27 protein-coding genes are annotated in these 26,741 nt (G+C 69.0%); 15 read left to right on the forward strand and 12 right to left on the reverse strand.

What is annotated here, in order from left to right; all coding sequences use genetic code 11:
* Positions 1–93: 93 nt before the first annotated feature.
* Together IE318_RS21405 and IE318_RS21410 are read right to left on the reverse strand one after the other, a co-directional pair.
* The gene (locus tag IE318_RS21405; RefSeq protein ID WP_030168612.1) at positions 94–306 is read right to left on the reverse strand and encodes a DUF5326 family protein; all 213 of its coding nucleotides are present in this window, start codon (positions 304–306) and stop codon (positions 94–96) included.
* Positions 307–485: 179 nt separating this feature from the next.
* Entirely contained in the window at positions 486–803 is a 318-nt protein-coding gene (locus IE318_RS21410) for a cupin domain-containing protein (protein ID WP_030168609.1), read from the reverse strand.
* 48 nt (positions 804–851) lie between these two features.
* On the opposite strand from IE318_RS21410, the gene IE318_RS21415 reads away from it, so the two are divergent.
* From IE318_RS21415 to IE318_RS21435, 5 genes are all read left to right on the forward strand, one after another.
* Positions 852–1,229: a phage holin family protein gene (locus IE318_RS21415; RefSeq protein WP_030168606.1), complete on the forward strand. Its 378-nt coding sequence runs from the start codon at positions 852–854 to the stop codon at positions 1,227–1,229.
* Between the two features lie 180 nt (positions 1,230–1,409).
* A complete protein-coding gene (locus tag IE318_RS21420) occupies positions 1,410–2,600 on the forward strand; it encodes a cystathionine gamma-lyase (RefSeq protein WP_189902688.1) in 1,191 nt (396 codons plus the stop codon).
* Positions 2,601–2,820: 220 nt separating this feature from the next.
* Positions 2,821–3,726, forward strand: a complete 906-nt coding sequence (locus IE318_RS21425; RefSeq protein ID WP_189902690.1) for a LysR family transcriptional regulator — start codon at positions 2,821–2,823, stop codon at positions 3,724–3,726.
* Positions 3,727–3,813: 87 nt separating this feature from the next.
* The gene (locus IE318_RS21430) at positions 3,814–4,296 is read left to right on the forward strand and encodes an NUDIX hydrolase (RefSeq protein ID WP_030168599.1); all 483 of its coding nucleotides are present in this window, start codon (positions 3,814–3,816) and stop codon (positions 4,294–4,296) included.
* Positions 4,297–4,434: 138 nt separating this feature from the next.
* Positions 4,435–5,301 (forward strand): GNAT family N-acetyltransferase, encoded by an 867-nt coding sequence (locus IE318_RS21435; protein WP_189902692.1) that lies wholly within the window; start codon positions 4,435–4,437, stop codon positions 5,299–5,301.
* 3 nt (positions 5,302–5,304) lie between these two features.
* Here IE318_RS21435 and IE318_RS21440 read toward each other — a convergent pair whose 3' ends face one another.
* Together IE318_RS21440 and IE318_RS21445 are read right to left on the reverse strand one after the other, a co-directional pair.
* Positions 5,305–5,724 carry a GlcG/HbpS family heme-binding protein gene (locus IE318_RS21440; RefSeq protein WP_189902694.1) on the reverse strand — a complete coding sequence of 140 codons (420 nt, stop codon included), beginning with the start codon at positions 5,722–5,724 and terminating at the stop codon, positions 5,305–5,307.
* Between the two features lie 97 nt (positions 5,725–5,821).
* Positions 5,822–7,030: an MFS transporter gene (locus IE318_RS21445; protein WP_189902696.1), complete on the reverse strand. Its 1,209-nt coding sequence runs from the start codon at positions 7,028–7,030 to the stop codon at positions 5,822–5,824.
* Positions 7,031–7,169: 139 nt separating this feature from the next.
* Between IE318_RS21445 and IE318_RS21450 the strand changes: the two genes are divergently transcribed.
* Both IE318_RS21450 and IE318_RS21455 read left to right on the forward strand, forming a co-directional pair.
* Complete coding sequence (locus IE318_RS21450) at positions 7,170–7,634, forward strand: MarR family winged helix-turn-helix transcriptional regulator (protein ID WP_030168591.1); 465 nt, start codon at positions 7,170–7,172, stop codon at positions 7,632–7,634.
* A 9-nt stretch (positions 7,635–7,643) separates the two neighbouring features.
* A complete protein-coding gene (locus IE318_RS21455; protein WP_189902699.1) occupies positions 7,644–8,096 on the forward strand; it encodes a GNAT family N-acetyltransferase in 453 nt (150 codons plus the stop codon).
* A 73-nt stretch (positions 8,097–8,169) separates the two neighbouring features.
* On the opposite strand, the gene IE318_RS21460 is transcribed toward IE318_RS21455, so the two are convergent.
* Positions 8,170–9,555 (reverse strand): serine hydrolase domain-containing protein, encoded by a 1,386-nt coding sequence (locus IE318_RS21460; protein ID WP_189902701.1) that lies wholly within the window; start codon positions 9,553–9,555, stop codon positions 8,170–8,172.
* Positions 9,556–9,796: 241 nt separating this feature from the next.
* Between IE318_RS21460 and IE318_RS21465 the strand changes: the two genes are divergently transcribed.
* Positions 9,797–10,363 (forward strand): dihydrofolate reductase family protein, encoded by a 567-nt coding sequence (locus IE318_RS21465; protein ID WP_189902703.1) that lies wholly within the window; start codon positions 9,797–9,799, stop codon positions 10,361–10,363.
* Positions 10,364–10,425: 62 nt separating this feature from the next.
* Here IE318_RS21465 and dnaB read toward each other — a convergent pair whose 3' ends face one another.
* Positions 10,426–11,901 carry a replicative DNA helicase gene (dnaB, locus tag IE318_RS21470; protein ID WP_030168573.1) on the reverse strand — a complete coding sequence of 492 codons (1,476 nt, stop codon included), beginning with the start codon at positions 11,899–11,901 and terminating at the stop codon, positions 10,426–10,428.
* 459 nt (positions 11,902–12,360) lie between these two features.
* On the opposite strand from dnaB, the gene IE318_RS21475 reads away from it, so the two are divergent.
* Complete coding sequence (locus tag IE318_RS21475) at positions 12,361–13,698, forward strand: MATE family efflux transporter (RefSeq protein ID WP_189902705.1); 1,338 nt, start codon at positions 12,361–12,363, stop codon at positions 13,696–13,698.
* A gap of 177 nt (positions 13,699–13,875) precedes the next feature.
* On the opposite strand, the gene rplI is transcribed toward IE318_RS21475, so the two are convergent.
* The 4 genes from rplI to rpsF all read right to left on the reverse strand — a co-directional run bounded on the left by rplI (position 13,876) and on the right by rpsF (position 15,597).
* Positions 13,876–14,322 (reverse strand): 50S ribosomal protein L9, encoded by a 447-nt coding sequence (gene rplI / locus IE318_RS21480; protein ID WP_030168569.1) that lies wholly within the window; start codon positions 14,320–14,322, stop codon positions 13,876–13,878.
* 18 nt (positions 14,323–14,340) lie between these two features.
* Positions 14,341–14,577 (reverse strand): 30S ribosomal protein S18, encoded by a 237-nt coding sequence (gene rpsR, locus IE318_RS21485; RefSeq protein WP_003949403.1) that lies wholly within the window; start codon positions 14,575–14,577, stop codon positions 14,341–14,343.
* Positions 14,578–14,657: 80 nt separating this feature from the next.
* A complete protein-coding gene (locus IE318_RS21490; RefSeq protein WP_189902707.1) occupies positions 14,658–15,230 on the reverse strand; it encodes a single-stranded DNA-binding protein in 573 nt (190 codons plus the stop codon).
* Positions 15,231–15,306: 76 nt separating this feature from the next.
* Positions 15,307–15,597, reverse strand: coding sequence for a 30S ribosomal protein S6 (rpsF, locus tag IE318_RS21495; RefSeq protein WP_003991486.1), 291 nt, complete (start codon positions 15,595–15,597; stop codon positions 15,307–15,309).
* Between the two features lie 297 nt (positions 15,598–15,894).
* On the opposite strand from rpsF, the gene IE318_RS21500 reads away from it, so the two are divergent.
* The 3 genes from IE318_RS21500 (at position 15,895) to IE318_RS21510 (ending at position 18,686) form a co-directional block, all read left to right on the forward strand.
* Positions 15,895–16,218, forward strand: coding sequence for a hypothetical protein (locus IE318_RS21500; protein ID WP_189902711.1), 324 nt, complete (start codon positions 15,895–15,897; stop codon positions 16,216–16,218).
* 212 nt (positions 16,219–16,430) lie between these two features.
* Positions 16,431–17,552 carry a peptidoglycan bridge formation glycyltransferase FemX gene (femX, locus tag IE318_RS21505; RefSeq protein WP_030168561.1) on the forward strand — a complete coding sequence of 374 codons (1,122 nt, stop codon included), beginning with the start codon at positions 16,431–16,433 and terminating at the stop codon, positions 17,550–17,552.
* 102 nt (positions 17,553–17,654) lie between these two features.
* Positions 17,655–18,686: an alanine racemase gene (locus IE318_RS21510; RefSeq protein WP_030168558.1), complete on the forward strand. Its 1,032-nt coding sequence runs from the start codon at positions 17,655–17,657 to the stop codon at positions 18,684–18,686.
* A gap of 83 nt (positions 18,687–18,769) precedes the next feature.
* Here the strand turns inward: IE318_RS21510 and IE318_RS21515 are convergent, their stop codons facing one another.
* Positions 18,770–20,284: a glycosyltransferase family 87 protein gene (locus tag IE318_RS21515; RefSeq protein ID WP_189902713.1), complete on the reverse strand. Its 1,515-nt coding sequence runs from the start codon at positions 20,282–20,284 to the stop codon at positions 18,770–18,772.
* 127 nt (positions 20,285–20,411) lie between these two features.
* Entirely contained in the window at positions 20,412–23,114 is a 2,703-nt protein-coding gene (locus IE318_RS21520; protein WP_189902715.1) for a transglycosylase domain-containing protein, read from the reverse strand.
* Between the two features lie 396 nt (positions 23,115–23,510).
* Between IE318_RS21520 and IE318_RS21525 the strand changes: the two genes are divergently transcribed.
* The 3 genes from IE318_RS21525 (at position 23,511) to IE318_RS21535 (ending at position 26,677) form a co-directional block, all read left to right on the forward strand.
* A complete protein-coding gene (locus tag IE318_RS21525; RefSeq protein WP_030168549.1) occupies positions 23,511–24,194 on the forward strand; it encodes a PadR family transcriptional regulator in 684 nt (227 codons plus the stop codon).
* Between the two features lie 44 nt (positions 24,195–24,238).
* Positions 24,239–25,321 carry an inositol-3-phosphate synthase gene (locus IE318_RS21530; RefSeq protein WP_030168547.1) on the forward strand — a complete coding sequence of 361 codons (1,083 nt, stop codon included), beginning with the start codon at positions 24,239–24,241 and terminating at the stop codon, positions 25,319–25,321.
* A gap of 93 nt (positions 25,322–25,414) precedes the next feature.
* Positions 25,415–26,677, forward strand: coding sequence for an MFS transporter (locus IE318_RS21535; RefSeq protein ID WP_189902717.1), 1,263 nt, complete (start codon positions 25,415–25,417; stop codon positions 26,675–26,677).
* The last annotated feature ends 64 nt before the right edge of the window (positions 26,678–26,741 follow it).

The raw sequence follows: 26,741 nt of genomic DNA on the forward strand, positions 1-26,741 counted from the left end.
CCCGCCACCGCTTTCGGACGGCCTGTCCGGGAAACTTCCCTCCCGCGAGGGAACCGGCGATTCCTGTTACCGATCACCGGTGTCCCTGCGTACTCACCAGTCGCCGCGCGAGGAGGACCCCGCCATGAACTTCCGCACGACGTAGATCAGGCCGCCGACCAGAGCCACGAAGACCAGCAGCTTGAACAGCAGCCCGATCACGAAGCCCACCACGCTCGCTATCAGGCCGCCGAAGACGACCAGGGCGATGACCGGCACCGCGATCCACTTCACCCACCACGGCAGACCCGCGAAGATCTCTCGCATTACCCTCGTCCTTACCTCTCCGCCGGCCCAGCGCCGGTGTCCGTCGGTGCCCCGCACCCCATGGTGCCGGGCACTGCCGATGTCCTGCACTCGATGCTATGGCCGTCAGCGGCTCCGGCGGGGGCTTCGCACCCTTGTCCTCCCCTGACCGTCCCCCTAGGGAACCCTGAGAAGGTGCCTCAGGCTTCCGGCGGAGAGAAGACCACCAGGACCCGCAGATCCTCGCTGATGTGATGGAACTTGTGGGCGACCCCGGCCGGTACGTACACCACGCTGCCGCGGGCCACCTCGGTCGTCTCCAGGCCGACCGTGATCGAGGCGCGGCCGCTGACGACGAAGTACACCTCGTCCTGGTGGTGCGGCTTCTGCGGGTCATGCTCGCCCGCGTCCAGCGCGTACAGACCGACCGACATGTTCCGTTCCCGCAGGAACTGGAGATAGGCGCCGTCGTGGGCGGCCCGCTCCGCCTCCAGTTCGTCCAGCCGGAATGCCTTCATCGTCCTCGCCCGTATCCGTGATCGATCTCTTCTGCCACGATCAGACACATGAAGAATTTCGTAGTCAAGACGATCGCCAACGCGGGCGCACTGGCGGTCGCCGTCTGGCTGCTCGACAAGATCACGCTCACCGGCGACAGCACCGCGAAGAAGGCCGGCACGCTGATCGTCGTCGCCCTGGTCTTCGGCCTGGTGAACTTCCTGGTCAAGCCGGTGGTGAAGGTGCTGACCTTCCCGCTGTTCCTCCTGACGCTCGGCCTGATCACCCTGGTCGTCAACGCGCTGATGCTGCTGCTGACGTCGTGGGTGTGCGGCAAGCTCGAGCTCAGCTTCCATGTCGAGGGCTTCTGGACAGCCGTCGTCGGCGGTCTGATCGTCTCGGTCGTCTCCTGGGCACTGCACATGGTTCTGCCGGACGAGGACTGACCGAGGAGGCCAGCCCCGCGCCCGCGCCGCGTCGCGGGCGCACCGATCGCCGCAGGTACACCGACCGCCACAGGCGCACCACGGGGGCCTGGACGCTGTCCGAGGGTGTCCTGAGATGGTGGAGGAAGCGGGCCCGGGGCTGCCGGCCGCGGTACGAGAGCGTGTGAAGGGACGGGCGGTATGAGCGATTCCGCTGCGGACGGCGCCTACGGCACGGAAGGAACACGGAAGGAGCCCGGCCTTCCCGTGGGCGCCGGTGACGGCACACGCGCGGTGCGGGCCGGACTTCCCGAGCCGGTCAAGCACGAACCGACGCTGCCCGGACCGGTGTTCGCCGCCCACTTCCATCTGCCGGGCGACCCGACGGGCCCCTACACCTACGGCCGTGACGAGAACCCGACCTGGACGCTGCTGGAGCGGGCCATCGGCGAGCTCGAGGCCCCCGGGCAGGAGAGCGTCGAGACGCTGGTGTTCGCCTCCGGCATGGCGGCCATCTCCTCGGTGGTCTTCTCCCAGCTGCGCGCGGGCGACGCGGTGGTGCTGCCCAGCGACGGCTACCAGGCGCTGCCCCTGGTGCACGACCAGCTCCAGTCGTACGGCATCGAGGTGCGGACCGCCCCGACCGGGCAGGACGCCCAGCTGGAGGTGCTGGACGGCGCCCGGCTGCTGTGGATCGAGTCCCCGTCGAATCCCGGTCTCGACGTGTGCGACATCCGCCGGCTGGTCGAGGCGGCACATGCGCGCGGGGCACTGGTCGCCGTCGACAACACCCTGGCGACGCCCCTGGGGCAGCGGCCGCTGGAGCTCGGCGCGGACTTCTCGGTGGCCAGCGGCACCAAGCAGCTCACCGGGCACGGCGACATCCTGCTGGGCTACGTCGCCGGCCGCGACGCCGAGGCCATGGCGGCCGTACGCCGCTGGCGCAAGATCGTCGGAGCGATCCCGGGGCCGATGGAGGCCTGGCTCGCACATCGTTCGATCGCCACCCTCCAACTGCGCGTCGACCGGCAGAACGCCACCGCCCTGGCCCTCGCCGAGGCACTGCACGGGCGCCCCGAGGTGACCGGGCTGCGCTATCCGGGGCTGCCGGACGATCCCTCGCACAAGGTCGCCTCACAGCAGATGCGCCGCTATGGGTGCGTGGTGTCCTTCACGCTGCCCTCGCGTGCCCGGGCCGACCGCTTTCTCGAGGCCCTGCGGGTCGTGGACGACGCGACGAGCTTCGGCGGGGTTCGCTCCACGGCGGAGCGGCGCGGGCGCTGGGGCGGGGACGCGGTCCCGGAGGGCTTCATCCGGATGTCCGTCGGCGCCGAGGACCCCGCTGACCTGGTGGCGGATGTGCTGCGCGCGCTGGACGAAACGGCGCACTGACCGCCTCTTCCTCGGCCTCGCCATGACAGGCGGTCCGAGCCTCCCCCCTCGTGGCTCGGACCGCCCTCGGTTCTGCGCGCGAAGAACCGCGCGACCAAGGCTAGTTGACCCTGCGTCAGTGTCCAATCACAGTAGCGACAGAGACCTATCGACATATTTATAGTTGTGCGCGGCCGGGGGGTCGGGCGTCGAGACAGGCGCCGCAAGGGGAGGGCGAGGCGTGGACCTGGCGTTGCTGCGTACGTTCGTGACGGTGCACCGAGCGGGTTCCTTCACCCGTGCGGCGGCGCTGCTCGGCCTCTCTCAGCCGGCGGTCACCTCCCAGATCCGCACGCTGGAGCGGCAGCTGGGCCGCCCCTTGTTTCTGCGCCAGGCCCGCGGGGTGACGCCGACATCCATCGGGGACGAACTCGCCCACAAGGCCGCGCCCCATCTGGACGCCCTGGTGGAGATTGCCGAGACGGGCCTCGACGACGAGTCCTCCTTCCGCACGTTGCATCTGGCCGGCCCGCCCGAGTTCACCGCGGAGCGGGCGCTGCCCGCGTTGACCGAGCTGACCGGCGAGGACGGACAGGGCTTCGCCCTGCGGGCCTCTTTCGGGACCGCCGAGGAGGTCCTGGAAGGACTGTCCGCCGGGCACCATGATCTCGCCATCAGCACTGCCCGGCCGCGCGGCGCCCTGCTCACGGCGGCTCCGCTGTGCGACGAGGAGCACATCCTGGTCGCCGCCCCGCGCTGGGCCGACGAGATCGGCCCCATGGCGCTGCACGGCAAGGAGGTGCCCGCGCTGGAGAACGTCCCTCTGGTCGAGGTCCACGAGTCACTGCCCTTCGTCTCGCGGTACTGGGCGTCGGTCTTCGACTCCCGGCCGACCGCGTCCGGCACCGTGATCGCCCCCGACCTGCGCGCGGTCCTGGCCTGTGCCGTGGCGGGCGCCGGACTGGCGGTGTTACCCCGCTACCTGTGCGCTTCCACCCTGGAGCGGGGAGACGTGGTGGCCCTCCATGAACCGGCGGTGCCGCCCCTGCGGACGTATTTCCTGGTGGTCCGCACCGGCACACTGGCGATGCCGCACATCGCCCGCGCCCACGAGTGGCTGTTGCGAGCGGCTTCCGAGTGGTGCTGAGGCCCTCGTCATGGACATCACTCAGTGAACTCGGTTGACGACAATTCGCGATGTTTCACGTGGAACCAACCGGGCCACATTTCTCCCATGACCGTCCGACCCGTGGTCAAGCGCACCGCTCGAGCCGTTCTCCTCGACGGCGACGACCTGATCCTGATCAAGCGCACCAAGCCCGGTGTCGACCCCTACTGGGTCACCCCCGGAGGCGGGGTCGAGCCGGGGGACACCACCGTCGTCGACGCCCTGCACCGCGAGGTGTACGAGGAGCTCGGCGCAAAGATCACTGACGTCGTGCCCTGCTTCGTGGACACCGTGGAACACATCGGCGCGGACGGTGGCGCAACCGGTGTCAAAGTGCAGCACTTCTTCGTCTGCCGTCTGGAGTCGATGGACCCCTCTCTGCGACACGGTCCAGAGGTGGAGGAGCCCGCCGGCGAGTACGAGATCGTGCGGGTGCCGTTCACCCGGGTGGGGATCGCCTCGGTCCACCTCGTCCCGCTGTCCCTGCGGCACTACCTGGACGGCAATATCGAGGGTGTCCGGGCCATGCACGCACCGGACCTGGGCTGACCGAGCGCCGTACGTTTCACGTGAAACACCCGGCGCCTGTCCGCGTGCCGTCCGGACTCCCACGGGATGGCCAAAAGCACGTACGTCCGTCTCGAAAGGAGTGGACGGGGACGACGCCCGTCGGACAGCCTGACCTGCGTGTCGACTCCTTCCCCTGCCGCTCTGCCCATCCGCCGTCTGACGCTCCGCGATCTCACCGCCTGCGCCGACCTGTCCGAGAACCGGGGGTGGCCGCGCGAGGAGCACAAGTGGGGCTTCCTCCTCAGCTCCGGGAAGGGATACGGCATCGACGACCCCGACGGAGGACTCGTCGCCGCCTGCGTCGTCACGGAGTACGGACCCCAGGAGCGACCGGGGCTGGGCGCCATCGGCATGGTCCTGGTCGCTGAGCGGCACGCCCGCCAGGGCATCGGCCGCCGGTTGATGCGTCACGTCGTCTCGACGATGGGCACCACCCCGCTGACCCTGCACGCGACGCCGAACGGCCGCCCGCTGTACGAGGAGCTCGGCTTCAAGGTCACTGGCCGGGCCGAGATGGTGCGGGGCCGCTTCACTCCGGACGGTTCGCCGTCCCCCGTCACCACTCGAGCGGCCACCGCCGAGGACCTCACCGGCATCCTCGCCCTGGACGAGGAGGTGTTCGGTGCCGACCGTACCCCTCTGATCATCCGGCTGCCCGCGTTCGCCGACCAGTTGCGGGTCGCCGAGGACGGCGACGGGATCACGGGGTACGCGGCCGCCTGGCCGAACATGGAGACCCACGTGGTGGGCCCGCTGATCGCACGGGACACGGAGACGGCCAGGGCGCTGATCGCCTCCCTCGCCGCTCACACCGACCGCCCGCTGCGCACCGACATCGATGTGCGCCACGAGGAACTGCTGACCTGGGTGAAGCAGCGCGGCCTGGCGTCGATCGCCTTCAACTCGGTCATGACATACGGCACCGCGGAGCTCCCCGGCGACTGGACTCGCCGGTTCGCTCCGCTGACCGTGGCGGCGGGATGAGCGTCAGGCCAGAGCCTTCACCGCGGTGACGGCGAAGGCGTGGTCCTGCTCCGGCGCGCCGCCGCCGACGCCGATCGCTCCGATCAGGCGGCCGTCGCGCCGCACGGGCACGCCGCCCGCGATGAACAGCAGCGGCCGGTCGAGCGCGGTGGGCAGGGTGTGGAAGAGACCGCCCGGCTGCACGGCGTCGACGAGGTCGGCGGTCGGGGTGTCCAGCTGGAGGGCCGTGTAGGCCTTGCGTGTGCTGGTCTCTCCGGAGATGAGGACGGCCCGGTCATCGCGCCGGAAGGCGAGCAGGTGGCCCCCGGCGTCCAGCACGGTGACGCTGACGGTGACACCGGCTGCCTCGGCCGCGCTGTGGGCGGCGGCGACGAGGGTCTCCGCGTCCTGGATGGTCAGCGGGGCGACGGTGGTGGTGCTCATCGGAGGTTTCTCCTTGTCGGTGGTGCTCATGGAAGGGTGGTGGGGTTGAGCCGGACGGTGCGGGGACGGCCCTGGCCCCGCGACGCCCGGCCCGGGATCAGTGACGGACGGCGGTCGGCTGATCGACGCGGGTGGAACCGAGGACGACGGTGCTCGGTGTGCTGTCCCGGCGCTCCAGAGCCGCCGAGACGACGGCGAGGACCAGAGCGCCTGCCGCGAGGACCGCGCCGACCCAGTTGGGGGCGGTGTAGCCGAAGCCGGCCGCGATCACCAGTCCGCCGAGCCACGCGGACAGCGCGTTGCCCAGGTTGAAGGCACCGATATTGACGGCCGAGGCCAGCGTCGGGGCACCGTGTGCCTGGTCCAGGACGCGCTTCTGCAGCGGCGGTACGGTCGCGAAGCCCAGGGCACCGATCAGGACGATGGTCACGGCAGCCGCGATCTTGTGGTGGGCCGTGAGCGTGAACAGGGCCAGAACCACGGCCAGGGCGCCGAGGGAGACGTACAGAAGGGGCATCAGAGCCCGGTCGGCGAACCTGCCGCCGACGAGGTTCCCGCCGACCATGCCGAGACCGAAGAGGACCAGCAGCCAGGTGACGGAGCCGTCGGAGAAGCCGGCGACATGGGTCATCATCGGGGCGATGTAGGTGATGGCCGCGAAGACACCGCCGAAGCCGAGGACGGTCATCGCCATGGCCAGCAGCACCTGCGTGTTCTTGAAGGCGGCCAGTTCGTGGCGCAGCCGGACTGCCTCGCTCCTGGGCACCTCGGGGACGAGCTTGGCGATGCCGGCCAGGCCGACGACGCCGAGTCCTGCGACGATGCCGAAGGTGATGCGCCATCCGGCGGCCTGTCCGATCAGGGTGCCGAGCGGAACGCCCACGACATTGGCGACGGTCAGACCGGTGAACATCATCGCGATGGCACCGGCCCGCTTGTCCGGCGCGACCAGGTCCGCCGCGACGACGGAACCGATGCCGAAGAAGGCGCCGTGTGCCAGTGAGGCGACCACCCGACCGATCAGCATGACCGAGAAGGCGGGGGCCAGCGCGGAGAGCAGATTCCCGGCGATGAACAGTCCCATCAGGAGCATCAGCATCCGCTTGCGGGGGATCTTGGTCCCGAGCACGGTCATCAGCGGGGCGCCGAACATGACGCCCAGCGCATAGCCGGTCACCAGCAGACCGGCGGTCGGGATCGAGACGGCGAAGTCGCCCGCGATCTCGGGCAGCAACCCCATGATCACGAACTCGGTCGTTCCGATCCCGAAGGCCCCGATCGCGAGGGCCAGAAGCGCGAGAGGCATGAGGGGACACCTTCCCAAACGATTGCAGGTGCGCTTTGCGTGCCTTCACAATAATTGCAGACGCGGGCTAATGGCAAACGGGGGCTATTGCGGTGCTGCTCTATCCTGGAGTCAACCGCTCGGGATGAAGGAGACGCCCATGACAGCGACGGACCCCGCGCTCACCGCTCTCGCCCAGGGCTGGTGCGCTCTCTCGCTGCTCCACGGGAGGATCGAGGCGCACATCGAACGCGCTCTGCAGTCGGGGCACGACCTGAGCGTGCGCGAGTACTCCCTGCTCGACGTGCTCAGCCGACAGCACGACGGCGAGGGCGGCCATCTGCAGATGAAGCAAGTGGCCGACGCGGTCGTCCTCAGCCAGAGCGCCACCACCCGGCTCGTCACCCGGCTCGAGGACCGCGGGCTGCTCGAGCGGTACCTGTGCCCCACCGACCGCCGCGGCATCTACACCAACGTCACCGAGGCAGGGCTCAAGCTCCTGGAGGAGGCCCGGCCGACCAACGACGCCGCCCTGCGCGAGGCGCTCGACGAGGCCGCGCAGAGCCCGGAGCTGGCACCGCTGGTCCGGGTCGTCGAGTCCCTGAAGGCCCCGGCTGCCGCATAAGGTGCGGCCATGGGAGATCTTGAGATACGGAAGGCCGTCACCGACGACGTCTCGGCCATCGTCGCCATGCTCGCGGACGACCCGCTGGGCGCCCAGCGGGAGTCCCCCGACGACCTCGCCCCGTACCTGGCCGCACTGGAACGGCTCAGCGCGGACCCGAACCAGCACCTGGTCGTCGCCGCCCGCGAGGGCCGCGTCGTCGGCACACTTCAGCTGACGGTCATCCCCGGCCTGTCGCGGCGGGGGGCGACACGCTCGATCATCGAGGCCGTACGCATCCATGCCGACGAGCGGGGAAGCGGGCTGGGCACCCAGCTGATCGAGTGGGCGATCGCGGAGTCCCGGCGCCAGGGCTGTCAGTTGGTGCAGCTCACGTCCGACCGAACACGTACCGATGCGCACCGCTTTTACGAGCGGCTCGGATTCGAGGCCTCACACATCGGCTTCAAGCTTCCGCTGTAGCGACGAACTCCCGCTGCAAAGGCGCTGAGGGGGCCTGTTTCACGTGAAACAGGCCCCCTCAGCGAGAGGCGGGCTACCCGATGCCCCGCCACCCCTCCGGATCGACTCCACCGGGAACCGACGCGTTCTCGTCGTAGGGCTGCCGCGTGAACACGAAGGACCCGAGGTCCAGATGGTCCACGGAGCCGTCGGGCCGCCGTACGGGCCGCAGCAGCTCTCCGGCGTAGTACCCCTCCAGCCCGGTCCAGGTACCGTCACCGTTCGCCCGGAATCGCGAACGCCGGCCGGTGCCGGACAGCGGCTCCAGGGAGATGAGCCCGTCGGCCGTCAGCCGCAGGCCGAAGCCGTACGTCCCCCAGTACCACTGCCCCGCCAGCTCCAGCACGGACGGCTCCACCTCCGGCAGCGGCCGCCAGGGCTCCGGAATCCGCGGTTCGGCGTCGGCGACGATGCGGACCAGATCCGCACCCACGGTGGCCAGCGGCACGCCTGAGGTGCAGTTGGCCAGTACAACGGCGGCCACGTCGTCCTCCACGGCGACGGTGAGGAAGGCGAGAAAGCCCGGCAGCGACCCCGAGTGCCCCACCAGCAGCCGCTCGCCCGACCGCCGCAGCTCCAGTCCCAGACCGTAGGCGTACCCCGTCACCACGTCCACGTCCTCGGGCGGGGCCGACGGCTGCCGCATCTCGCGCAGCGACTCGGCGCTCAGCACCCGGTCGTCCCCCTGGACGAGGAAGACGGCGAACCGGGCCAGGTCGGCCGTGGTGGACCAGAGTTGTCCGGCCGGGGCCATCCGGCCGAGGTCTTCGGCGGGCTCGGGCAGCATCACGTCGGCCCACGGGTGCACCGCCCAGCCACCGGCATGGGGCGCCTGAGGTCGAGTGCTTGTCCGCTGCAGCCCCAGGGGTTCGAGTACTTCCCGCCGAAGGACGTCCTCCCACGCGGCGCCGCGCAGCTTCTCGACGAGCGCGCCCAGGACGGTGTAGCCGGGATTGGAGTAGTGGAACCGTCGTCCGACCGGGTGCCGCAGCGGCTTCTCGCCGAGCACGTCGGCGAGTTCGGGGCGAAGTGTTCCAGGGGTCCTCTCCCACCAGGGTGCGGGCGACTCGGCGGCCAGGCCGCCGGTGTGCGCCAGCAGATCCCCGATCGTCGCCTCCCCCGCACCGGTTCCCGGCAGATGCTTCTCCAGTGGGTCCACGAGATCGAGGAGGCCCTCGTCGCGCAGGCGCAGCACGAGCACGGCGGTGAAGGTCTTGGTGATCGAGCCGATGCGGTACTGCGTGTTCTCGTCCGGCGCATGCCCGTCCACCGAGGTCCGCGCGCCGTGCCAGACCGTCCGCCCACCACGGGCGACCGCGGCGACGAGCGACGGTGCCCGTCCCTCGGCCTGGGCGACCGCGATCCGGTGCAGCAGGGCCCGGCGGGTACTCGGAAGCAGCTCGTCCTGAGGTGTCGTCATGCCCTCAGTCCATCCGGTACACCCGTGCACGTCGAGCGGATTTCACCCGCGACGGCCGGCCTGGGCAGTGGTGGCCACCCGCCCCGGCGAGGTCGAGATCAGTCGGCTTGCCCGTGTCGGCCGAGTACACCGCGCTGAGCCCCGAGCACGAGGCCTGCCGACGAGCCCGGATCGCGCACCGATGAGTTTCCCGAGCCGCGCTGGTCTATAGGCCGGACACCCACGGACGGAAGGCTCGGCCATGCGGAAACTGATCTACGGCATGAACCTGACCCTGGACGGCTACATCGCCGCGGCCGGCGACGACATCGGCTGGAGCGGACCGCCGAGCCACGAGCTGTTCCAGTGCTGGCTCGACCACGAGCAGGCGAGTGCCCTGTCGCTGTACGGGCGCAAGCTGTGGGAGACGATGAGCTCCTACTGGCCGACCGGCGACCAGCAGCCCAACGCCACCCCGGCGGAGATCGAGTTCGCGCGGAACTGGCGGGACACGCCGAAGGTGGTGTTCTCCTCGACGATCGACAAGGTCGACTGGAACACCCGCCTGGTCACCGGCGACGCGATCGCCGAGATCACCCGGCTCAAGGCCGAGGACGGCGGCCCAATGAACATCGGCGGCGCAACGCTTGCCGGGGCGGCCATGCGCGCCGGGCTGATCGACGAGTACGTGATCGTCGCCCATCCGGTCCTGGTGGGCGGCGGCACGCCGTTCTTCACCGCGCTGGACAGCTGGGTGAACCTGAACCTGGTGGAGACGCGGACGTTTCCCGGCGGCGTGGTCCTGACCAGATACGAGACGAGGCGCTGAGCAGCTTCCAGCTGTCTCATGGCTTGGGGCGGCTTGAATCCGGGACCCCACATGAGCACCGGTCAGGTCTGCGCCATGTCCACGAACCGCGAGTAATGGCCCTGGAAGGCGACCGTGATCGTCGCCGTCGGGCCGTTTCGGTGCTTGGCCACGATCAGGTCGGCCTCGCCGGCGCGCGGCGACTCCTTCTCGTAGGCGTCCTCGCGATGGAGCAGGATGACCATGTCGGCGTCCTGCTCGATGGAGCCGGACTCGCGCAGGTCGGAGACCATCGGCTTCTTGTCCGTGCGCTGCTCGGGGCCACGGTTGAGCTGGGAGAGCGCGATGACCGGGATCTCCAGCTCCTTGGCCAGCAGCTTGAGGTTGCGGGACATGTCCGAGACCTCCTGCTGGCGGCTCTCGGCGCGCTTGGAGCCACCGGACTGCATCAGCTGGAGGTAGTCGATGACGACCAGCTTGAGGTCGTTGCGCTGTTTCAGGCGCCGGCACTTGGCGCGGATCTCCATCATCGACAGGTTCGGGGAGTCGTCGATGTAGAGCGGGGCAGCCGAGACGTCCGGCATGCGGCGGGCCAGCCGCGTCCAGTCCTCGTCGGTCATCGTGCCCGAGCGCATGTGGTGCAGGGCGACCCGGGCCTCCGCGGACAGCAGACGCATCGCGATCTCGTTGCGGCCCATCTCCAGGGAGAAGATGACGCTCGGCAGGTTGTGCTTGATCGACGCGGCCCGCGCGAAGTCCAGCGCGAGCGTCGACTTACCCATCGCGGGCCGTGCGGCGATGACGATCATCTGCCCCGGGTGCAGGCCGTTCGTCAGCGAGTCGAAGTCGGTGAACCCGGTGGGCACACCGGTCATCTCCCCGCTGCGCGAGCCGATCGCCTCGATCTCGTCGAGCGCGCCCTCCATGATGTCGCCCAGCGGCAGATAGTCCTCGCTGGTGCGCTGTTCGGTGACGGCGTAGATCTCGGCCTGGGCGCGGTTGACGATCTCGTCGACGTCGTCGTCGGCCGCGTATCCCATCTGTGTGATCCGCGTACCCGCTTCGACCAGGCGGCGCAGGACCGCGCGCTCGTGGACGATCTCCGCGTAGTACGCGGCGTTCGCCGCCGTGGGCACGGTCTGCACGAGGGAGTGCAGATACGAGGCACCGCCCACCTTGTTGATCTCGCCGCGCTTGGTGAGCTCGGCGGCGATGGTGATGGGGTCGGCCGGCTCGCCCTTGGCATAGACGTCGAGGATGGCCTGGTAGATCGTCTCGTGCGCGGGCTTGTAGAAGTCGTGGCCCTTGAGGATCTCGACGACATCGGCGATGGCGTCCTTGGACAGGAGCATCCCACCGAGGACGGACTGCTCCGCGTCCAGATCCTGCGGGGGGACGCGCTCGAACGACGAGCCGCTGTCCCACTTGCCGTCGTCCGGGCCACGGTCGTGCTGTTCGTCGCGGCCGCGGACCTGGTCGGGCCGACGCCGGGAGGCGGGCAGACGATCGCTGGGTCCGCTGTCGGCCCACGGGTCGTCCAAGGGCTCGGAAATGCTCACCGAGCGACCTCCTCCCGTCCGCCGAGCGGACCTCGCCGTGCCCCTCATTTCTACGGCACGGCACTGACAATTCGAGAAGCCCGACTCCGCTTCTGGCCCGTCTTTTTATGACGGTTTGGAAGCCTGCGGACGGAGCGCGCGCCGGACTACGGTAGGCCCCCGGGCACCGTCAGCCAATCTGGTTATCCACAGGCCATGTGGACGAGCGACCGGATGCTGTGGAGAACTCCCCCAAACCTGTGCACGACCCGGTGGACAGTGCTGTGAACAAGACCTCGCCGAATTCCCCAGAACCCATCTGACCTGCACAGTTGCCGTCCACTGGCTGTGCAGAAGAAAAACTTTCCCCGTCGGACCAAGATCGGTTCGAACGGTGCGTACAAGTGCGCAGCACGAGACACCAAGTAAGGGGTGCAAGACCTTTGCGTCACTTACCTGTGGACGATTAGATTGGTGCCCATGACACAGGCCCCCGCACGCCCCACGGCCGGCCGACGCCAGCACGACCGAGAGATCGTCGCGCTGGCCGTCCCGGCCTTCGGCGCCCTCGTCGCCGAGCCGCTCTTCGTCATGGCCGACAGCGCCATCGTCGGCCACCTCGGAACGGCGCAGCTCGCCGGACTCGGTGTCGCCTCGGCCCTGCTGACGACCGCCGTCAGCGTCTTCGTCTTCCTCGCCTACGCCACCACGGCCGCCGTCTCGCGACGTGTCGGCGCGGGCGACCTCCAGGCCGCCATCCGCCAAGGCATGGACGGCATCTGGCTGGCCCTGCTGCTCGGCGCCGCCGTCATCACCGTCGTCCTGCCCACGGCACCCGTCCTGGTCGACCTCTTCGGCTCCTCGCACACGGCAGCTCCGTACGCGACGACGTATCTGCGCATCTCCGCCCTGGGCATCCCGGCCATGCTCGTGGTGCTCGCCGCCACGGGTGTGCTGCGTGGACTGCAGGACACCCGGACGCCGCTCTACGTCGCCGTCGCCGGCTTCATCGCCAACGCCGCCCTCAACGCAGGCCTCGTCTACGGCGCCGGACTCGGCATCGCAGGTTCCGCCTGGGGCACCGTCATCGCCCAGTGGGGCATGGCCGCCGTCTACCTCACCGTGGTCATCCGCGGAGCCCGTAGACACTCTGCCTCTCTGCGTCCGGACGCCGCCGGCATCAGGGCGTCCGCACAGGCCGGAGTTCCCCTCCTCGTCCGCACCCTCTCGCTACGGGCCATCCTGATGATCGCCACGGCGGTCGCGGCCCGGCTCGGCGACGCGGACATCGCCGCCCACCAGATCATCCTGTCCCTGTGGAGCCTGCTCGCCTTCGCGCTCGACGCGATCGCGATCGCCGGGCAGGCGATCATCGGGCGCTACCTCGGCGCCGACGATCCCCAGGGCGCGCGCGAGGCCTGCCGCCGCATGGTCCAGTGGGGCATGGCGGTCGGGGTCGTCCTCGGGTTCCTCGTGTTGACGAGCCGCCCGCTCTTCCTGCCTCTGTTCACCAGCGACGCCGTGGTCAAGGACGCAGCGCTGCCCGCGCTGCTCATGGTGGCGCTCTCCCAGCCGATCTGCGGCGTGGTCTTTGTGCTCGACGGTGTGCTGATGGGTGCCGGAGACGGGCCTTATCTCGCGGGCGCCATGCTGGTGACCCTCTTGGTCTTCACGCCGGTGGCGCTGCTCGTGCCCATCCTCGGAGGCGGACTCACCGCCCTCTGGGCTGCGATGACGCTGATGATGACCGTGCGATTGCTGACCCTGTGGCTGCGCTCGCGTTCGGGCCGCTGGGTAGTCACCGGTGCGACGCGCTGACCGTTTCACGTGAAACACCGTGCCTGTCATGTTTCACGTGAAACACCCGGCGCCGCATCGCGAGTGACGGCCGTGGAAAATCGCGGACACGACGCCCGTGGAACCACACCCGTGGAAAGGGGCCGCACCCTCGATGGGTGCGGCCCCTTTCCCGACTGCTCAAGCAGCGCGCAGCACTCAGGCGGCGACGACCTCGATGCTGACCTTGGCGGCAACCTCGGGGTGCAGACGCACGGACGTCTCGTGGGCGCCCAGGGTCTTGATCGGCGCACCCAGCTCGATGCGACGCTTGTCGACCTCGGGACCACCGGCGGCCTTGATCGCCGAAGCGACGTCGGCCGGGGTGACGGAACCGAAGAGACGGCCGGCGTCGCCGGAGCGAACGGCCAGACGGACCTTCACGCCCTCGAGCTGGGCCTTGACCTGGTTGGCCTGCTCGATGGTCTGGATCTCGTGGATCTTGCGAGCACGACGGATCTGCTCGACGTCCTTCTCGCCACCCTTGGTCCAGCGGATCGCGAACTTCCGCGGGATCAGGTAGTTGCGAGCGTAGCCGTCCTTGACGTCGACGACGTCGCCCGCGGCACCGAGGCCGGAGACCTCGTGGGTGAGGATGATCTTCATGAGTAGGTCACCCTTCCCTTAGCGCGCGGTGGACGTGTAGGGCAGCAGCGCCATCTCACGGCTGTTCTTCACGGCCGTGGCGACGTCACGCTGGTGCTGCGTGCAGTTGCCGGTCACGCGGCGGGCACGGATCTTGCCGCGGTCGGAAATGAACTTCCGCAGCATGTTCGTGTCCTTGTAGTCCACGTACGTGACCTTGTCCTTGCAGAAAGCGCAGACCTTCTTCTTAGGCTTGCGCACAGGCGGCTTCGCCATGGTGTTTCTCCTGTGTGATCAAGAAGTGTGGGTACGGCCCACCCGACCCGGGCCCGGCCCCGGAAGGCCGGCCGCAAGGCCTAGAAGGGGGGCTCGTCCGAGTAGCCGCCACCGCCGCCGGAGCCGCCACCCCAGCCGCCGCCCTGGTTGCCACCGGCGGGAGCGCCGGTCGCCCACGGGTCGTCGGCGGGAGCACCGCCCTGCTGACCGCCACCGGGGCCGCCGCCCCAGCCGCCGCCACCCTGGCCGCCACCGCCGCCGTAACCGCCCTGGCCCTGCCCACCGCGGCCGGCGGTCTTGGTGACCTTGGCCGTTGCGTTGCGCAGGCTGGCGCCGACTTCCTCGACGTCCAGTTCGTAGACCGTGCGCTTGACGCCCTCACGGTCCTCGTAGGACCGCTGCTTCAGCCGGCCCTGCACGATGACGCGCATGCCTCGCTGGAGCGACTCGGCGACGTTCTCCGCCGCCTGCCGCCAGACCGAGCAGGTCAGGAAGAGGCTTTCGCCGTCCTTCCACTCGTTCGTCTGACGGTCGAAGGTGCGGGGGGTGGACGCGACACGGAACTTCGCGACCGCCGCACCGGAGGGGGTGAAGCGCAGCTCGGGGTCGTCGACAAGATTGCCGACGACCGTGATGACGGTCTCGCCTGCCATGGGGAACCTCTCGGCGGGTGTGCTGCTGGCTGCTTGTGCTGCTACTCGAATCCCGAGACCGGCTGAGCGGGAGGGCTCAGTGGGTCTCGGGGCGGAGGACCTTGGTCCGGAGGACCGACTCGTTCAGGTTCATCTGGCGGTCGAGCTCCTTGACGACCGCAGGCTCGGCCTGCAGGTCGATGACCGAGTAGATGCCCTCGGGCTTCTTCTTGATCTCGTACGCGAGACGACGACGGCCCCAGGTGTCGACCTTCTCGACCTTTCCGCCGCCGTCACGGACGACAGAGAGGAAGTTCTCGATCAGCGGGGAGACAGCGCGCTCCTCGACGTCGGGGTCGAGGATGACCATCACCTCGTAGTGACGCATGTGGAACCCACCTCCTTTGGACTCAGCGGCCACGGTCGTTCCGTGGCAGGAGGGTTGTGATGCGTACGCAATCGTGCTTGCCAGTAAATCAGCCGGCACTGACAATCGGGGTCGGCCGACGGAATCTCCGGGCCGTCCCCAGGTTGCCCTGGCTTCGGTCCGGGCAGACACGAGTGCAGACGGTACAGACTACCCGCACCCCCGCTTCCGGTTGAAATCGGGGCGCAGGACCCGGCAACCTGGACACCTCGGGTGTGCACGGCGCTACGATGCGCCGCTTTTCGCTGGAGGTGCCCCATGGCACAGACGATGCGACCGAACACCGCCGCGAGCAACGGGCTTTTCGCCACGGACGGCAAGTCCCATCCGCTGCAGGACACCCTGCTCGCGGTGACCCTGGTGCTGGGTGTGCTCGCCTTCATCACCGGGCTCCTCTTCCACAACCTGCATCTGGTGAGCTCCTGGGCCGGACTGGCGGGCATCCTCACCGGGGCGTACGGCCAGTGGGTCTCCGTGACCACACGCGAACGCTTCGGGCTGATCCTCGGCCTCGGCGCCGCCGCGATCGGCTTCTTCCTCGGCATGGCACACGGCGGCCTCTTCGGCGGCGTCATCAGCTGACGCCGGGCATCCCGGCCGCTCCTGTCCCGGACGGCGTCCGCCCGACCCCGCGGGCGCCGTCCGTCCGACCCGCAGCACGCCCCGGCCAGGCAATGGGCCGGGGCGAAGGTTGCGTGCGGCCAGAGTGCGCGCTCCCGGGGCGCAGTAGGCTTCGGCGCGAGAGCCGGAGCCCCTGAACCCATGGGGACACGCCAGCCCGAGGAGCGCCCCGAATGAGCCTGACCCTGAGGACCATCAGTCGAGAGCAGCATCTGGCCTACATCCAGAGTCTGCCGGCGGCGAGTCACATGCAGGTCCCGGCATGGGCGGACGTCAAGGCGGAGTGGCGCTCGGAGAATCTCGGCTGGTTCGACGACCGTACCGGCGAGATGGTCGGTGCCGGCCTGGTCCTCTACCGTCAGCTGCCCAAGATCAAGCGCTACCTCGCCTATCTGCCCGAGGGCCCGGTCATCAACTGGTTCGCGCCGAACCTCGACGACTGGATCCAGCCGATGCTGGCGCACCTGAAGCAGCAGGGTGCCTTCTCGGTGAAGATGGGCCCGCCGGTGATCATCCGCCGCTGGAGCTCGGAGACCATCAAGAGGGGCATCCAGGACTCCGACGTCAAGCGCCTGCGCGACCTCGAGGCCGACTTCATCGAGCCCCGCGCCTTCGAGGTCGCCGACAAGCTGCGCCGTATGGGCTGGCAGCAGGGCGAGGACGGGGGCGCCGGCTTCGGCGACGTACAGCCCCGCTACGTCTTCCAGGTGCCGCTCGCCAACCGGTCCCTGGAAGAGGTGCACAAGAACTTCAACCAGCTGTGGCGCCGCAACATCAAGAAGGCCGAGAAGGCGGGCGTCGAGGTCGTCCAGGGCGGCTACCACGACCTGGAGGAGTGGCAGCGGCTGTACGAGATCACGGCCGTGCGCGACCACTTCCGGCCGCGCCCGCTGTCGTACTTCCAGCGCATGTGGATGGCCCTCAACTCGGAGGACCCCAACCGCATGCGGCTGTACTTCGCCCGGCACAACGGCGTGAACCTGGCCGCGGCGACGATGCTGATCGTCGGTGGCCACGTCTGGTACTCCTACGGGGCCTCCGACAACATCGGCCGTGAGGTCCGTCCTTCGAACGCGATGCAGTGGCGGATGCTGCGGGACGCCTACGCCCTCGGCGCCACGGTCTACGACCTGCGCGGCATCTCCGACTCGCTGGACGAGACCGACCACCTGTTCGGCCTGATCCAGTTCAAGGTCGGCACCGGCGGGCAGGCCGCCGAGTACCTCGGCGAGTGGGACTTCCCGCTGAACAAGCTGCTCCACAAGGCGCTCGACATCTACATGTCGCGTCGCTGACCTCGCGTTCTCCGCGTCGACACCGTTGCTCCGCTTCGACACCGTCGGCAATTCCCACACTTCTGATTCACCGCAGCCACGAGAAAGGTTCCGGGTCCGGCCATGGCGCTCACGCTCTACGTCGACACCGCGCGCTGGCGGGCGCACCACAAGCACGTGCAGGAGCAGTTCCCGGGGCTGGTCCCGGTCTGCAAGGGCAACGGCTACGGCTTCGGCCACGAGCGGCTGGCGGAGGAGGCCACCCGGCTCGGCTCGGACGTCCTCGCCGTCGGCACGACCTACGAGGCCGCGCGGATCAAGGACTGGTTCGGTGGCGACCTGCTGGTGCTGACCCCCTACCGGCGCGGCGAGGAGCCCGTGCCGCTGCCCGACCGGGTGATCCGCTCGGTGTCGTCGATCGACGGCGTGTACGGCCTCGTCGGGGCGCGTGTCGTCATCGAGGTGATGTCCTCGATGAAGCGGCACGGCGTCAGCGAGCAGGAGTTGCCCCAGCTGCACGCCGCCATCGAGAACGTCCGCCTGGAAGGCTTCGCCATCCACCTGCCGCTGGACCGCACCGACGGCTCGGACGCCGTCGAGGAGGTCATCGGCTGGATGGACCGGCTGCGCGCGGCGCGGCTTCCGCTGCACACGATGTTCGTCAGCCACCTCAAGGCCGAAGAGCTCGCCCGGCTGCAGCAGCAGTTCCCGCAGACCCGGTTCCGCGCCCGCATCGGCACGCGGCTGTGGCTCGGCGACCACGAGGCCACCGAGTACCGCGGCGCGGTCCTGGACGTCACACGGGTGGCCAAGGGCGACCGCTTCGGCTACCGCCAGCAGAAGGCGGCCTCCGACGGCTTCCTCGTCGTCGTGGCGGGCGGCACGTCGCACGGAGTGGGCCTGGAGGCGCCCAAGGCGCTGCACGGCGTCATGCCGCGCGCCAAGGGCGTGGCACGGGCCGGGCTGGCCACGGTGAACCGGAACCTCTCGCCGTTCGTCTGGGGCGGCAAGCAGCGCTGGTTCGCCGAGCCCCCGCACATGCAGGTCTCCATCCTGTTCGTGCCCTCGGACGCGCCGGAGCCGAAGGTCGGGGACGAACTGGTGGCCCATCTGCGGCACACCACCACGCAGTTCGACCGGCTCGTGGACCGCTGAGCGGCCCAGCTACGCCGAAGGCCGTACACGATGCTTACCGTGTACGGCCTTCGCTCTTCCTGAAGCTCCTCAGCGCCGTTCGCTCACAGCGAACGGTCGTCGGGTGGCGCCGGGATCCGACTGCCCCACTCCACCGGAGGCCCGCCGAAGTGTGCCGCGTGGAGCCGGGAATGACCCGAGGTGCCGAGGACGAAGGCATCCGGCGCGCCGTCGAGCACACCCCCCGAGGGATCGTCGTCCCCGCCCTGGCGCACCACGTCCCGCTCCGGCATCAGGATGTCGCGGACGACGATCGCGCACAGGTACACCGTCCCCGCCAGATGCACGGCGATCGCCCACTGGTAGCCGTGGGTCGGCAGTCCCTTGTGCGCGTCCCCGCTGGTCGTGTACGCGAGGTACATCCAGATACCGAGGAAGTACGCCACCTCGCAGGCCTGCCAGATCAGGAAGTCCCGCCACTTCGGGCGGGCCAGCACCGCGAGCGGGACCAGCCACAGCACGTACTGCGGTGAATAGACCTTGTTGGTGAGGATGAACGCCGCCACCACCAGGAAGGCCAGCTGGGCGAAGCGCGGGCGGCGAGGAGCGAACAGAGCCAGCGCCGCGATGCCGAGGAAGCACAGCACCACGAGCAGCGTAGCCACGGTGTTGACGAAGTCGATGCTGGGCGGACTGCTGGAGTTCTGGGCCCAGATCAGCCAGAAGGATCCGAAGTCGACGCCCCGGTCGTGGCTGAACCGGTAGAACTGCCACCAGCCGTCGGAGGCGAAGGCCATCACCGGCACGTTCACCACCAGCCAGGCGACGACCGCACCCGCCAGGGCCTTGCCGAAGTCCCGCCATCGGCCCGCGCGCCAGCACAGCACGAGCAGGGGGCCGAGCAGGAGCACCGGGTAGAGCTTGGCGGCCGTGGCGAGCCCCAGGAGGACGCCGAAGGCGAGGGAGCGCCGCCGGGACCACATCAGCATCGCGGCGGCCGTCAGGGCGACCGCCAGCAGGTCCCAGTTGATGGTCGCGGTCAGCGCGAAGGCCGGCGCCAGGGCCACCAGCAGACCGTCCCAGGGCCGCCGGGCATGCGTGCGGACCACACAGACGGCGATGACGGCCGCGCAGACCATCAGCATCCCGGCGTTGACCATCCAGTACCACTGCTCCTGGTGCTGGATGGTGCCGCTGTGCGGGGTCAGCCAGGAGGCCACCTCCATGAACACACCGGTCAGCACCGGATACTCGAGATACGGCATGTCGCCGGTGAGCTTGTCGAAGTAGGGCACGAGACCGTCGGCGAAGCCGCGCCCCTGGTAGAGGTGCGGGATGTCCGAGTAGCAGGCCTTCGTGTACTGAGAGCTGGCCCCGAAGAACCATGCGCTGTGGTAGCAGGGCGCCTTCTGGACCAGTCCGAGGGCGAACATGCCGATCGCGACGAGCGCGACGACCCGCACCGGAGTCCACCAGGACGTCCCGAGCAGGGCGCGCCGCCCGGCAGGACCGCCGATCAGCTCGCTGCCGGCCGCGGCGACCTCGTCCTCCCTGGTCGGCCGCACCGGGCCGGGGGCGGGCTCATGCACGCTCGCTTGCGTCGATTCAGCACTGGGCATGCCGCCATCCTGCCGTACGTGTCTCGGAAAAGCCGTGGGCCGCCGCACCTCGACGGTGCGACGGCCCATGTTTCACGTGAAACGTCCTTACCGGACGGCGCCGGATCCCGGGCTCACGGCTTCACGGCTAATTGCCCGTGCCTCCGAAGAAGCCCCCGTTTCCATTGCCTCGGGTGGTGCTTTGGGTGCTGGTATCCGTGGCGGTGGGTGTCGAGCTGGGGAAGCCTCCGTCCGTGCCGCCTGTGCCATTGCCTCCGTTGCCGTTGCCGCCGTTCTGACCGCCGGTGTCCGAGCAGCCGAAGAAGCCACAGTTCGACTGGGACGGCGTGGGCGACGGGCTGTTCGTCGCGCTGGGCGTGGGCGTCGGCGTCGGGCTCGACTCCTGGCTCTGAGTGGCCGAGGGAGTGGGCGTGGGGCTGGGAGCGGCGTTGACGATCTCCCCGATGGGCTCGGGCGTCGGGAACGGCTCGGCCGGCTGGCCCTTGAGCGCCTGGAACATGTAGTCGTGCCAGATCTGAGCCGGGAACGAGGCACCGTGGATCTTCTTCTGGCCGCCCGTTCCGTACATCTCCAGGAAGGTGCGCGACTTGTTCTTCTCGTTGTCGTCCAGCCGGAACATGCTGATCGCGGTGGACAGCTGCGGAGTGTAGCCCACGAACCAGGCGGACTTGTTGCCGTCGGTGGTACCGGTCTTGCCTGCCACGTCGCGACCGGGCAGCTGGGCGTTGGTACCCGTTCCCTTCTCGACGACGGTCTTGAGGACGTCCGTCACATTGTCGGCGACCGCCGCGGTGAAGGCCTGCTTCGTGTTGCTCTTGTGCTTGTAGACCGGCCCGTCCTTGCTGTCGACCTGAACGACGGAGTACGGATCGTTCTGCTTGCCGCTGGCCGCGAAGGTGGCGTAGGCGCCGGCCATGCGGATCGCGCTGGGGTCGGAGATGCCGATGGAGAAGGACGGGTAGCTGGTGCCGGCCAGGCTGTCCTCCTTCAGGCCCGCGTCCAGGGCCGCCTGCTTGACCTTGTCCAGGCCGACGTCCATGCCGAGCTGCACGAACGCGGAGTTCACCGACTCCCGCATCGCCTCGCGCAGATCGATCATGTAGTTCGGCGGCTGCCCGTAGGACTCATTGCCGTCGTTGGTCTGCAGCCACTCCTCGCCCTTCTCGTTCTTCCAGACCGTCCCGTCGTAGTCCTTGATCTTGAGCTTGTTCTTGCCGCTGAAGCGGCTCTTGGGCGAGACCTGGGTGCGTTCGTCCTGCGCCTGTACTGGGTCCTTGTGCGGGTCGCGGACACCGTCCCGCATGGCCGCCGCCAGCACGAACGGCTTGAAGGTCGAACCCACCTGCGCGCCGGTGGCGTCGGCGTTGTCGGTGAAGTGCTTCGTCCAGTCCTCGCCGCCGTAGATCGCCTTGATGGCCCCGGTTGCCGGGTCCACCGAAGCCCCGCCGAACTGGACGTGGGTGTCGGTGTCCGGTCGCTCCTTGGGCTTGATGTTGGCCTTCTGGACCTTCTCGACCGCGTCCTTGAGCTGGTTGACCTTCGTCTTGTCGAAGGTCGTCTTGATCCTATAACCGCCCAGCTGCAGCTTCTCCTGGGTGATCCCCGTCTCGTCGCTGTGGGATACCAGATAGCTGTTGGCCAGGTCGACCAGGTATCCGATCTGACCGCTCAGCCTGGTGTTGGACCGCGGGTTCTCCCAGTGGGGGAACCCGGTGTACTTGGCCCGCTCGGTGGCGCTCAGATGGCCGTACTTGACCATCTTGTCGAGGGTGTCCTGCATCTGTGCCGTGGCGCGGCGGGTGTTCGCCTGGGGCGTGGCGGTCGGGTCGATGGACACGGAGCCGGCGGGGTCGTAGTACGTGGCGCCCTTGAGCATGGCCGCGAGGAAGGCACACTCGCCGGGATTCAGCTTGTCGGAGTCCTTGTTGAAGTACGCGCGCGCTGCAGCCTCGATCCCGTACGCCCCCCGGCCGTAGTACGCCGAGTTCAGGTAGCCGGCCAGGATGTCGTCCTTCTTGACGGTGGCGCCCACCTTGATCGAGATGAAGATCTCCTTGAACTTGCGGGAGACCGTCTGGGACTGGTCGTCCAGTCGCGCGTTCTTGACGTACTGCTGGGTGATCGTGGAACCACCCTGCGTCTGACCACCGGTGGCCATGTTGAAGACCGCTCGGGCGATGCCCTTGGGGTCGATGCCACTGTCGGTGTAGAAGGTCTTGTTCTCCTGCGAGATGACCGCCCACCGCATCGCCTCGGGGATGTGCGAGAGGTTGACGATCTGGCGGTTCGTCTCACCGCCCGTCGCAACCATCTGCGACCCGTCGGACCAGAGGTAGACGTTGTTCTGCGCCGTCGCGGTCTGGGCGACGTTGGGCACGCTCACCATCGCGTAGCCGATGCCCGCCACGGCCACCAGGCTCCCGATGAAGCCGATGAACAGTCCGGAGACCAGCTTCCAGGACGGCACCCAGCGCTGCCAGCCATACTTGCCCGCGCGCGGGTAGTCGATGAACCGCTTCCTGGCGGGGGGAGCCGTGCGGCCCCGGCCGCGCCCCGGCCCGTTCGGGCCGCCGGGGCCGCCCCCTCTGCGCCGGCCACCGCTTCTCTGCGCCGCCCGGCGTGCCTCGGCGCGCCCGCCGTACGGGCGGCCCTCACCTCCCGCACCGTACGAGCCCGACCCGTAGGACGTGGACCCATAGGAGTCGGCAGGTGACCCGGTGGCGCCTCGCGGTGCCGCACGGCGGCCGGAGGACGAACCGGACTGGCCGCGTCGGGCCGCGGCACGTCCGCCTCCCTGCGGCTGCTGCGGTTTGCGACGGTGCTCGCTCATCGAACGACTACTCCTCGGGCAGGCGCACCTTTGCGCGCCTGGAAACGGCGGCTGGTTTCCGGTCCCCCCGAAGTACGGATGTGGTCGGTCGCGCATTCACCCGTACTGCACCAGGGACGAGGACGTCCCCAGGCGTCACTCGGTTCCCGGAGGTCTGCATGGCGCACAGACTACGCACCGCCAAAACCCACCGGGTCCCGAAGTTCACCCCAAATCAGGCAACTTGCCTGCACCGAAACAGTGATGTGATCCCGTTCACCATGTCACCCCTTGTCGCATGCGCGGCGCCGTTCTATCGTCGTGATGTATCGAGTCGATACATCAGGGCGACATAAAGACCGTCACGGCACCCGGAGTGGCCCGCCACCACCGGGTCGCGGCAGAGAGGAGGCGACAGTGGGCCGGCGTTCCGGAATCCTCGAGTTCGCCGTACTCGGCCTGCTCCGCGAGTCCCCGATGCACGGCTATGAACTGCGCAAACGACTCAATACGTCACTGGGTGTGTTCCGTGCGTTCAGCTACGGGACGCTCTACCCCTGCCTCAAGACGCTGGTCGCGAACGGCTGGTTGATCGAGGAGCCGGGGAGCACCGCCGAGGACACCGTCGCCGCTGCACTCGCGGGACGTCGCGCCAAGATCGTCTACCGGTTGACGGCAGAAGGTAAGGAGCACTTCGAGGAGCTGCTCTCCCAGACGGGCCCCGACACGTACGACGACGAGCACTTCGCCGCGCGCTTCGCCTTCTTCGGGCAGACGTCGCGCGACGTACGCATGCGCGTGCTCGAGGGCCGCCGCAGTCGGCTGGAGGAGCGCCTGGAGAAGATGAGTGCCTCCCTCGCGCGCACCCGGGAGCGCCTCGACGACTACACCCTCGAGCTCCAGCGCCACGGAATGGAGTCCGTGGAGCGCGAAGTGCGCTGGCTGAACGAGCTCATCGAGAGCGAGCGGGCCGGACGGGACCTGAAGGGTTCCGCCACCGGGGGGACCGCTCAGCAGGACACCACCAATGGAGCGACGGGCGGCCTGCCCCGGACCGGGGATCCTTCCCGGCCGGATACGCCCGGCGACACCGCCACGTGAGGTCCCGTCGGGGCTTCACCGAGTACACACAGGGAGCAACCGGAATGGGTTCGGTTCGCGTAGCCATCGTCGGCGTGGGCAACTGCGCCGCATCGCTGGTGCAGGGCGTCGAGTACTACAAGGACGCCGACCCGGCGTCCAAGGTCCCGGGCCTCATGCACGTGCAGTTCGGCGACTACCACGTGCGGGACGTCGAGTTCGTCGCCGCGTTCGACGTCGACGCGAAGAAGGTCGGCCTGGACCTCGCGGACGCCATCGGCGCGTCCGAGAACAACACCATCAAGATCTGCGACGTCCCCTCCACCGGTGTGACGGTGCAGCGCGGCCACACCCTGGACGGTCTCGGCAAGTACTACCGCCAGACCATCGAGGAGTCCGCCGAGGAGCCGGTCGACGTCGTCCAGGTCCTCAAGGACAAGCAGGTCGACGTCCTGGTCTGCTACCTGCCGGTCGGCTCCGAGGACGCGGCGAAGTTCTACGCCCAGTGCGCCATCGACGCCAAGGTCGCCTTCGTCAACGCCCTCCCGGTCTTCATCGCCGGCACCAAGGAGTGGGCGGACAAGTTCACCGAGGCGGGCGTGCCGATCGTCGGTGACGACATCAAGTCCCAGGTCGGCGCCACCATCACGCACCGCGTCATGGCGAAGCTGTTCGAGGACCGCGGCGTCATCCTGGACCGCACGATGCAGCTGAACGTCGGCGGCAACATGGACTTCAAGAACATGCTCGAGCGCGAGCGCCTGGAGTCCAAGAAGATCTCCAAGACCCAGGCCGTCACCTCCCAGATCCCCGACCGGGACCTCGGCGAGAAGAACGTCCACATCGGCCCGTCCGACTACGTGGCATGGCTCGACGACCGCAAGTGGGCCTACGTCCGCCTCGAGGGCCGCGCCTTCGGTGACGTCCCGCTGAACCTCGAGTACAAGCTCGAGGTCTGGGACTCCCCGAACTCCGCCGGTGTCATCATCGACGCCCTGCGCGCCGCGAAGATCGCCAAGGACCGGGGCATCGGCGGCCCGATCCTGTCGGCGTCCTCCTACTTCATGAAGTCCCCGCCGGTCCAGTACTTCGACGACGAGGCCCGCGAGAACGTCGAGAAGTTCATCCGCGGCGACGTCGAGCGCTGAAAAACCGCTCCTGCCAGGGCTGTTGGGTCCCCGGGCCGGGTACGCCACACGTACCGGACCCGGGGACCCTTCCCATATGTGAGGCTGTGCCTCATGGCCGTCGTCCGTGACCTGCGCGTCCTGCTGCGCTTCAAGGATTTCCGGCGCCTTCTCGCCATACGGCTGCTCTCCCAGGGCGCCGACGGCGTGTATCAGGTCGCGCTGGCCACCTACGTCGTCTTCTCCCCGGAGCATCAGGCCTCGGCCGCCGCGGTCGCCTCGGCGATGGCGGTGCTGCTGCTGCCCTACTCCCTGGTCGGCCCCTTCGCCGGGGTCCTGCTGGACCGCTGGCGGCGCCGCCAGGTCTTCCTGTACGGCAATCTCGTGCGCGCGGTGATGGCGGCGGCGACGGCCGTGCTGATGGTGGCCACCGTCCCGGACTGGCTGTTCTATGTCTCGGCGCTGTGCGTCACCGCCGTCAACCGCTTCGTCCTGGCGGGGCTGTCCGCGGCACTGCCACGGGTGGTCGACGCCGAGCGGCTGGTGATGGCCAACTCCCTGTCGCCCACGGCGGGCTCCCTGGCCGCCTTCGCAGGCGGCGGTCTCGCCTTCCTCGTGCGCCTGGTGGGTGCGGACTCCGACGCGGCCGTGGTGCTGCTCGGCGCCGTCCTCTATCTGTGCTCGGCCCTCGTGTCTCTGCTCATGGCTCCGGAACTGCTCGGCCCCGACCGTGGCCCGGCCCGGCCGCGGCTGGGCGCCGCGCTGACCGGCACCGCACGCGAGCTGGCGGCGGGCGTCCGCCATCTCGCGGCGCCACCCCGCAGGGCGGCGGCCCGAGCGCTGGCCTCGATGACGCTGATGCGGTTCTGCTACGGCGCGCTGACGGTCATGGTGCTGATGCTGTGCCGCTACGGCCTGTCGTCCGGCACCGGTGAGGGCCTGCGCCTGCTCGGGCTGGCACTGGGCTTCTCCGGTGCCGGGTTCTTCACCGCGGCGGTCGTGACCCCTTGGGCGGCGGGACGGCTGGGCCCGGCCCGCTGGATCGCCGTGTGCGCCGGCGCGGCCGCCGTCCTGGAGGCCGCCCTCGGCTTGCCCTTCGCCATCGGCCCGCTGCTGGTCGCGGCCTTCGTCCTCGGGCTGACCACCCAGGGGGCGAAGATCGCCACGGACACGATCGTGCAGTCGGTGATCGAGGACGGTTTCCGCGGCCGGGTCTTCTCCGTGTACGACGTGTTGTTCAACGTCGCCTTCGTGGGCGCCGCGGGCGTCGCCGCGCTGATGCTGCCGCCGGACGGCCGCTCGGCCGTGCTCGTCGTCACGGTGGCCGTCATCTACGGGGTCGTTGCGGGAGCTATGGCCCGGTTTGAACGCCAGTAAGTGTCACATCAATGACACAGACCCCCTACGGAGTACTGGGTTGTCACTGGCGGGCTGTAGCTTA

The organism is Streptomyces spiralis, assembly GCF_014654675.1.
Classification (GTDB): domain Bacteria; phylum Actinomycetota; class Actinomycetes; order Streptomycetales; family Streptomycetaceae; genus Streptomyces; species Streptomyces spiralis.

Coding starts and splice junctions, on each gene's coding strand:
- IE318_RS21405 (WP_030168612.1), bottom strand. CDS start 306: ATGCGAGAGATCTTCGCGGGTCTGCCGTGGTGGGTGAAGTGGATCGCG.
- IE318_RS21410 (WP_030168609.1), bottom strand. CDS start 803: ATGAAGGCATTCCGGCTGGACGAACTGGAGGCGGAGCGGGCCGCCCAC.
- IE318_RS21415 (WP_030168606.1), top strand. CDS start 852: ATGAAGAATTTCGTAGTCAAGACGATCGCCAACGCGGGCGCACTGGCG.
- IE318_RS21420 (WP_189902688.1), top strand. CDS start 1,410: ATGAGCGATTCCGCTGCGGACGGCGCCTACGGCACGGAAGGAACACGG.
- IE318_RS21430 (WP_030168599.1), top strand. CDS start 3,814: ATGACCGTCCGACCCGTGGTCAAGCGCACCGCTCGAGCCGTTCTCCTC.
- IE318_RS21440 (WP_189902694.1), bottom strand. CDS start 5,724: ATGAGCACCACCACCGTCGCCCCGCTGACCATCCAGGACGCGGAGACC.
- IE318_RS21445 (WP_189902696.1), bottom strand. CDS start 7,030: ATGCCTCTCGCGCTTCTGGCCCTCGCGATCGGGGCCTTCGGGATCGGA.
- IE318_RS21450 (WP_030168591.1), top strand. CDS start 7,170: ATGACAGCGACGGACCCCGCGCTCACCGCTCTCGCCCAGGGCTGGTGC.
- IE318_RS21455 (WP_189902699.1), top strand. CDS start 7,644: ATGGGAGATCTTGAGATACGGAAGGCCGTCACCGACGACGTCTCGGCC.
- IE318_RS21460 (WP_189902701.1), bottom strand. CDS start 9,555: ATGACGACACCTCAGGACGAGCTGCTTCCGAGTACCCGCCGGGCCCTG.
- IE318_RS21465 (WP_189902703.1), top strand. CDS start 9,797: ATGCGGAAACTGATCTACGGCATGAACCTGACCCTGGACGGCTACATC.
- IE318_RS21475 (WP_189902705.1), top strand. CDS start 12,361: ATGACACAGGCCCCCGCACGCCCCACGGCCGGCCGACGCCAGCACGAC.
- rplI (WP_030168569.1), bottom strand. CDS start 14,322: ATGAAGATCATCCTCACCCACGAGGTCTCCGGCCTCGGTGCCGCGGGC.
- rpsR (WP_003949403.1), bottom strand. CDS start 14,577: ATGGCGAAGCCGCCTGTGCGCAAGCCTAAGAAGAAGGTCTGCGCTTTC.
- IE318_RS21490 (WP_189902707.1), bottom strand. CDS start 15,230: ATGGCAGGCGAGACCGTCATCACGGTCGTCGGCAATCTTGTCGACGAC.
- rpsF (WP_003991486.1), bottom strand. CDS start 15,597: ATGCGTCACTACGAGGTGATGGTCATCCTCGACCCCGACGTCGAGGAG.
- IE318_RS21500 (WP_189902711.1), top strand. CDS start 15,895: ATGGCACAGACGATGCGACCGAACACCGCCGCGAGCAACGGGCTTTTC.
- femX (WP_030168561.1), top strand. CDS start 16,431: ATGAGCCTGACCCTGAGGACCATCAGTCGAGAGCAGCATCTGGCCTAC.
- IE318_RS21510 (WP_030168558.1), top strand. CDS start 17,655: ATGGCGCTCACGCTCTACGTCGACACCGCGCGCTGGCGGGCGCACCAC.
- IE318_RS21515 (WP_189902713.1), bottom strand. CDS start 20,284: ATGCCCAGTGCTGAATCGACGCAAGCGAGCGTGCATGAGCCCGCCCCC.
- IE318_RS21520 (WP_189902715.1), bottom strand. CDS start 23,114: ATGAGCGAGCACCGTCGCAAACCGCAGCAGCCGCAGGGAGGCGGACGT.
- IE318_RS21530 (WP_030168547.1), top strand. CDS start 24,239: ATGGGTTCGGTTCGCGTAGCCATCGTCGGCGTGGGCAACTGCGCCGCA.
- IE318_RS21535 (WP_189902717.1), top strand. CDS start 25,415: ATGGCCGTCGTCCGTGACCTGCGCGTCCTGCTGCGCTTCAAGGATTTC.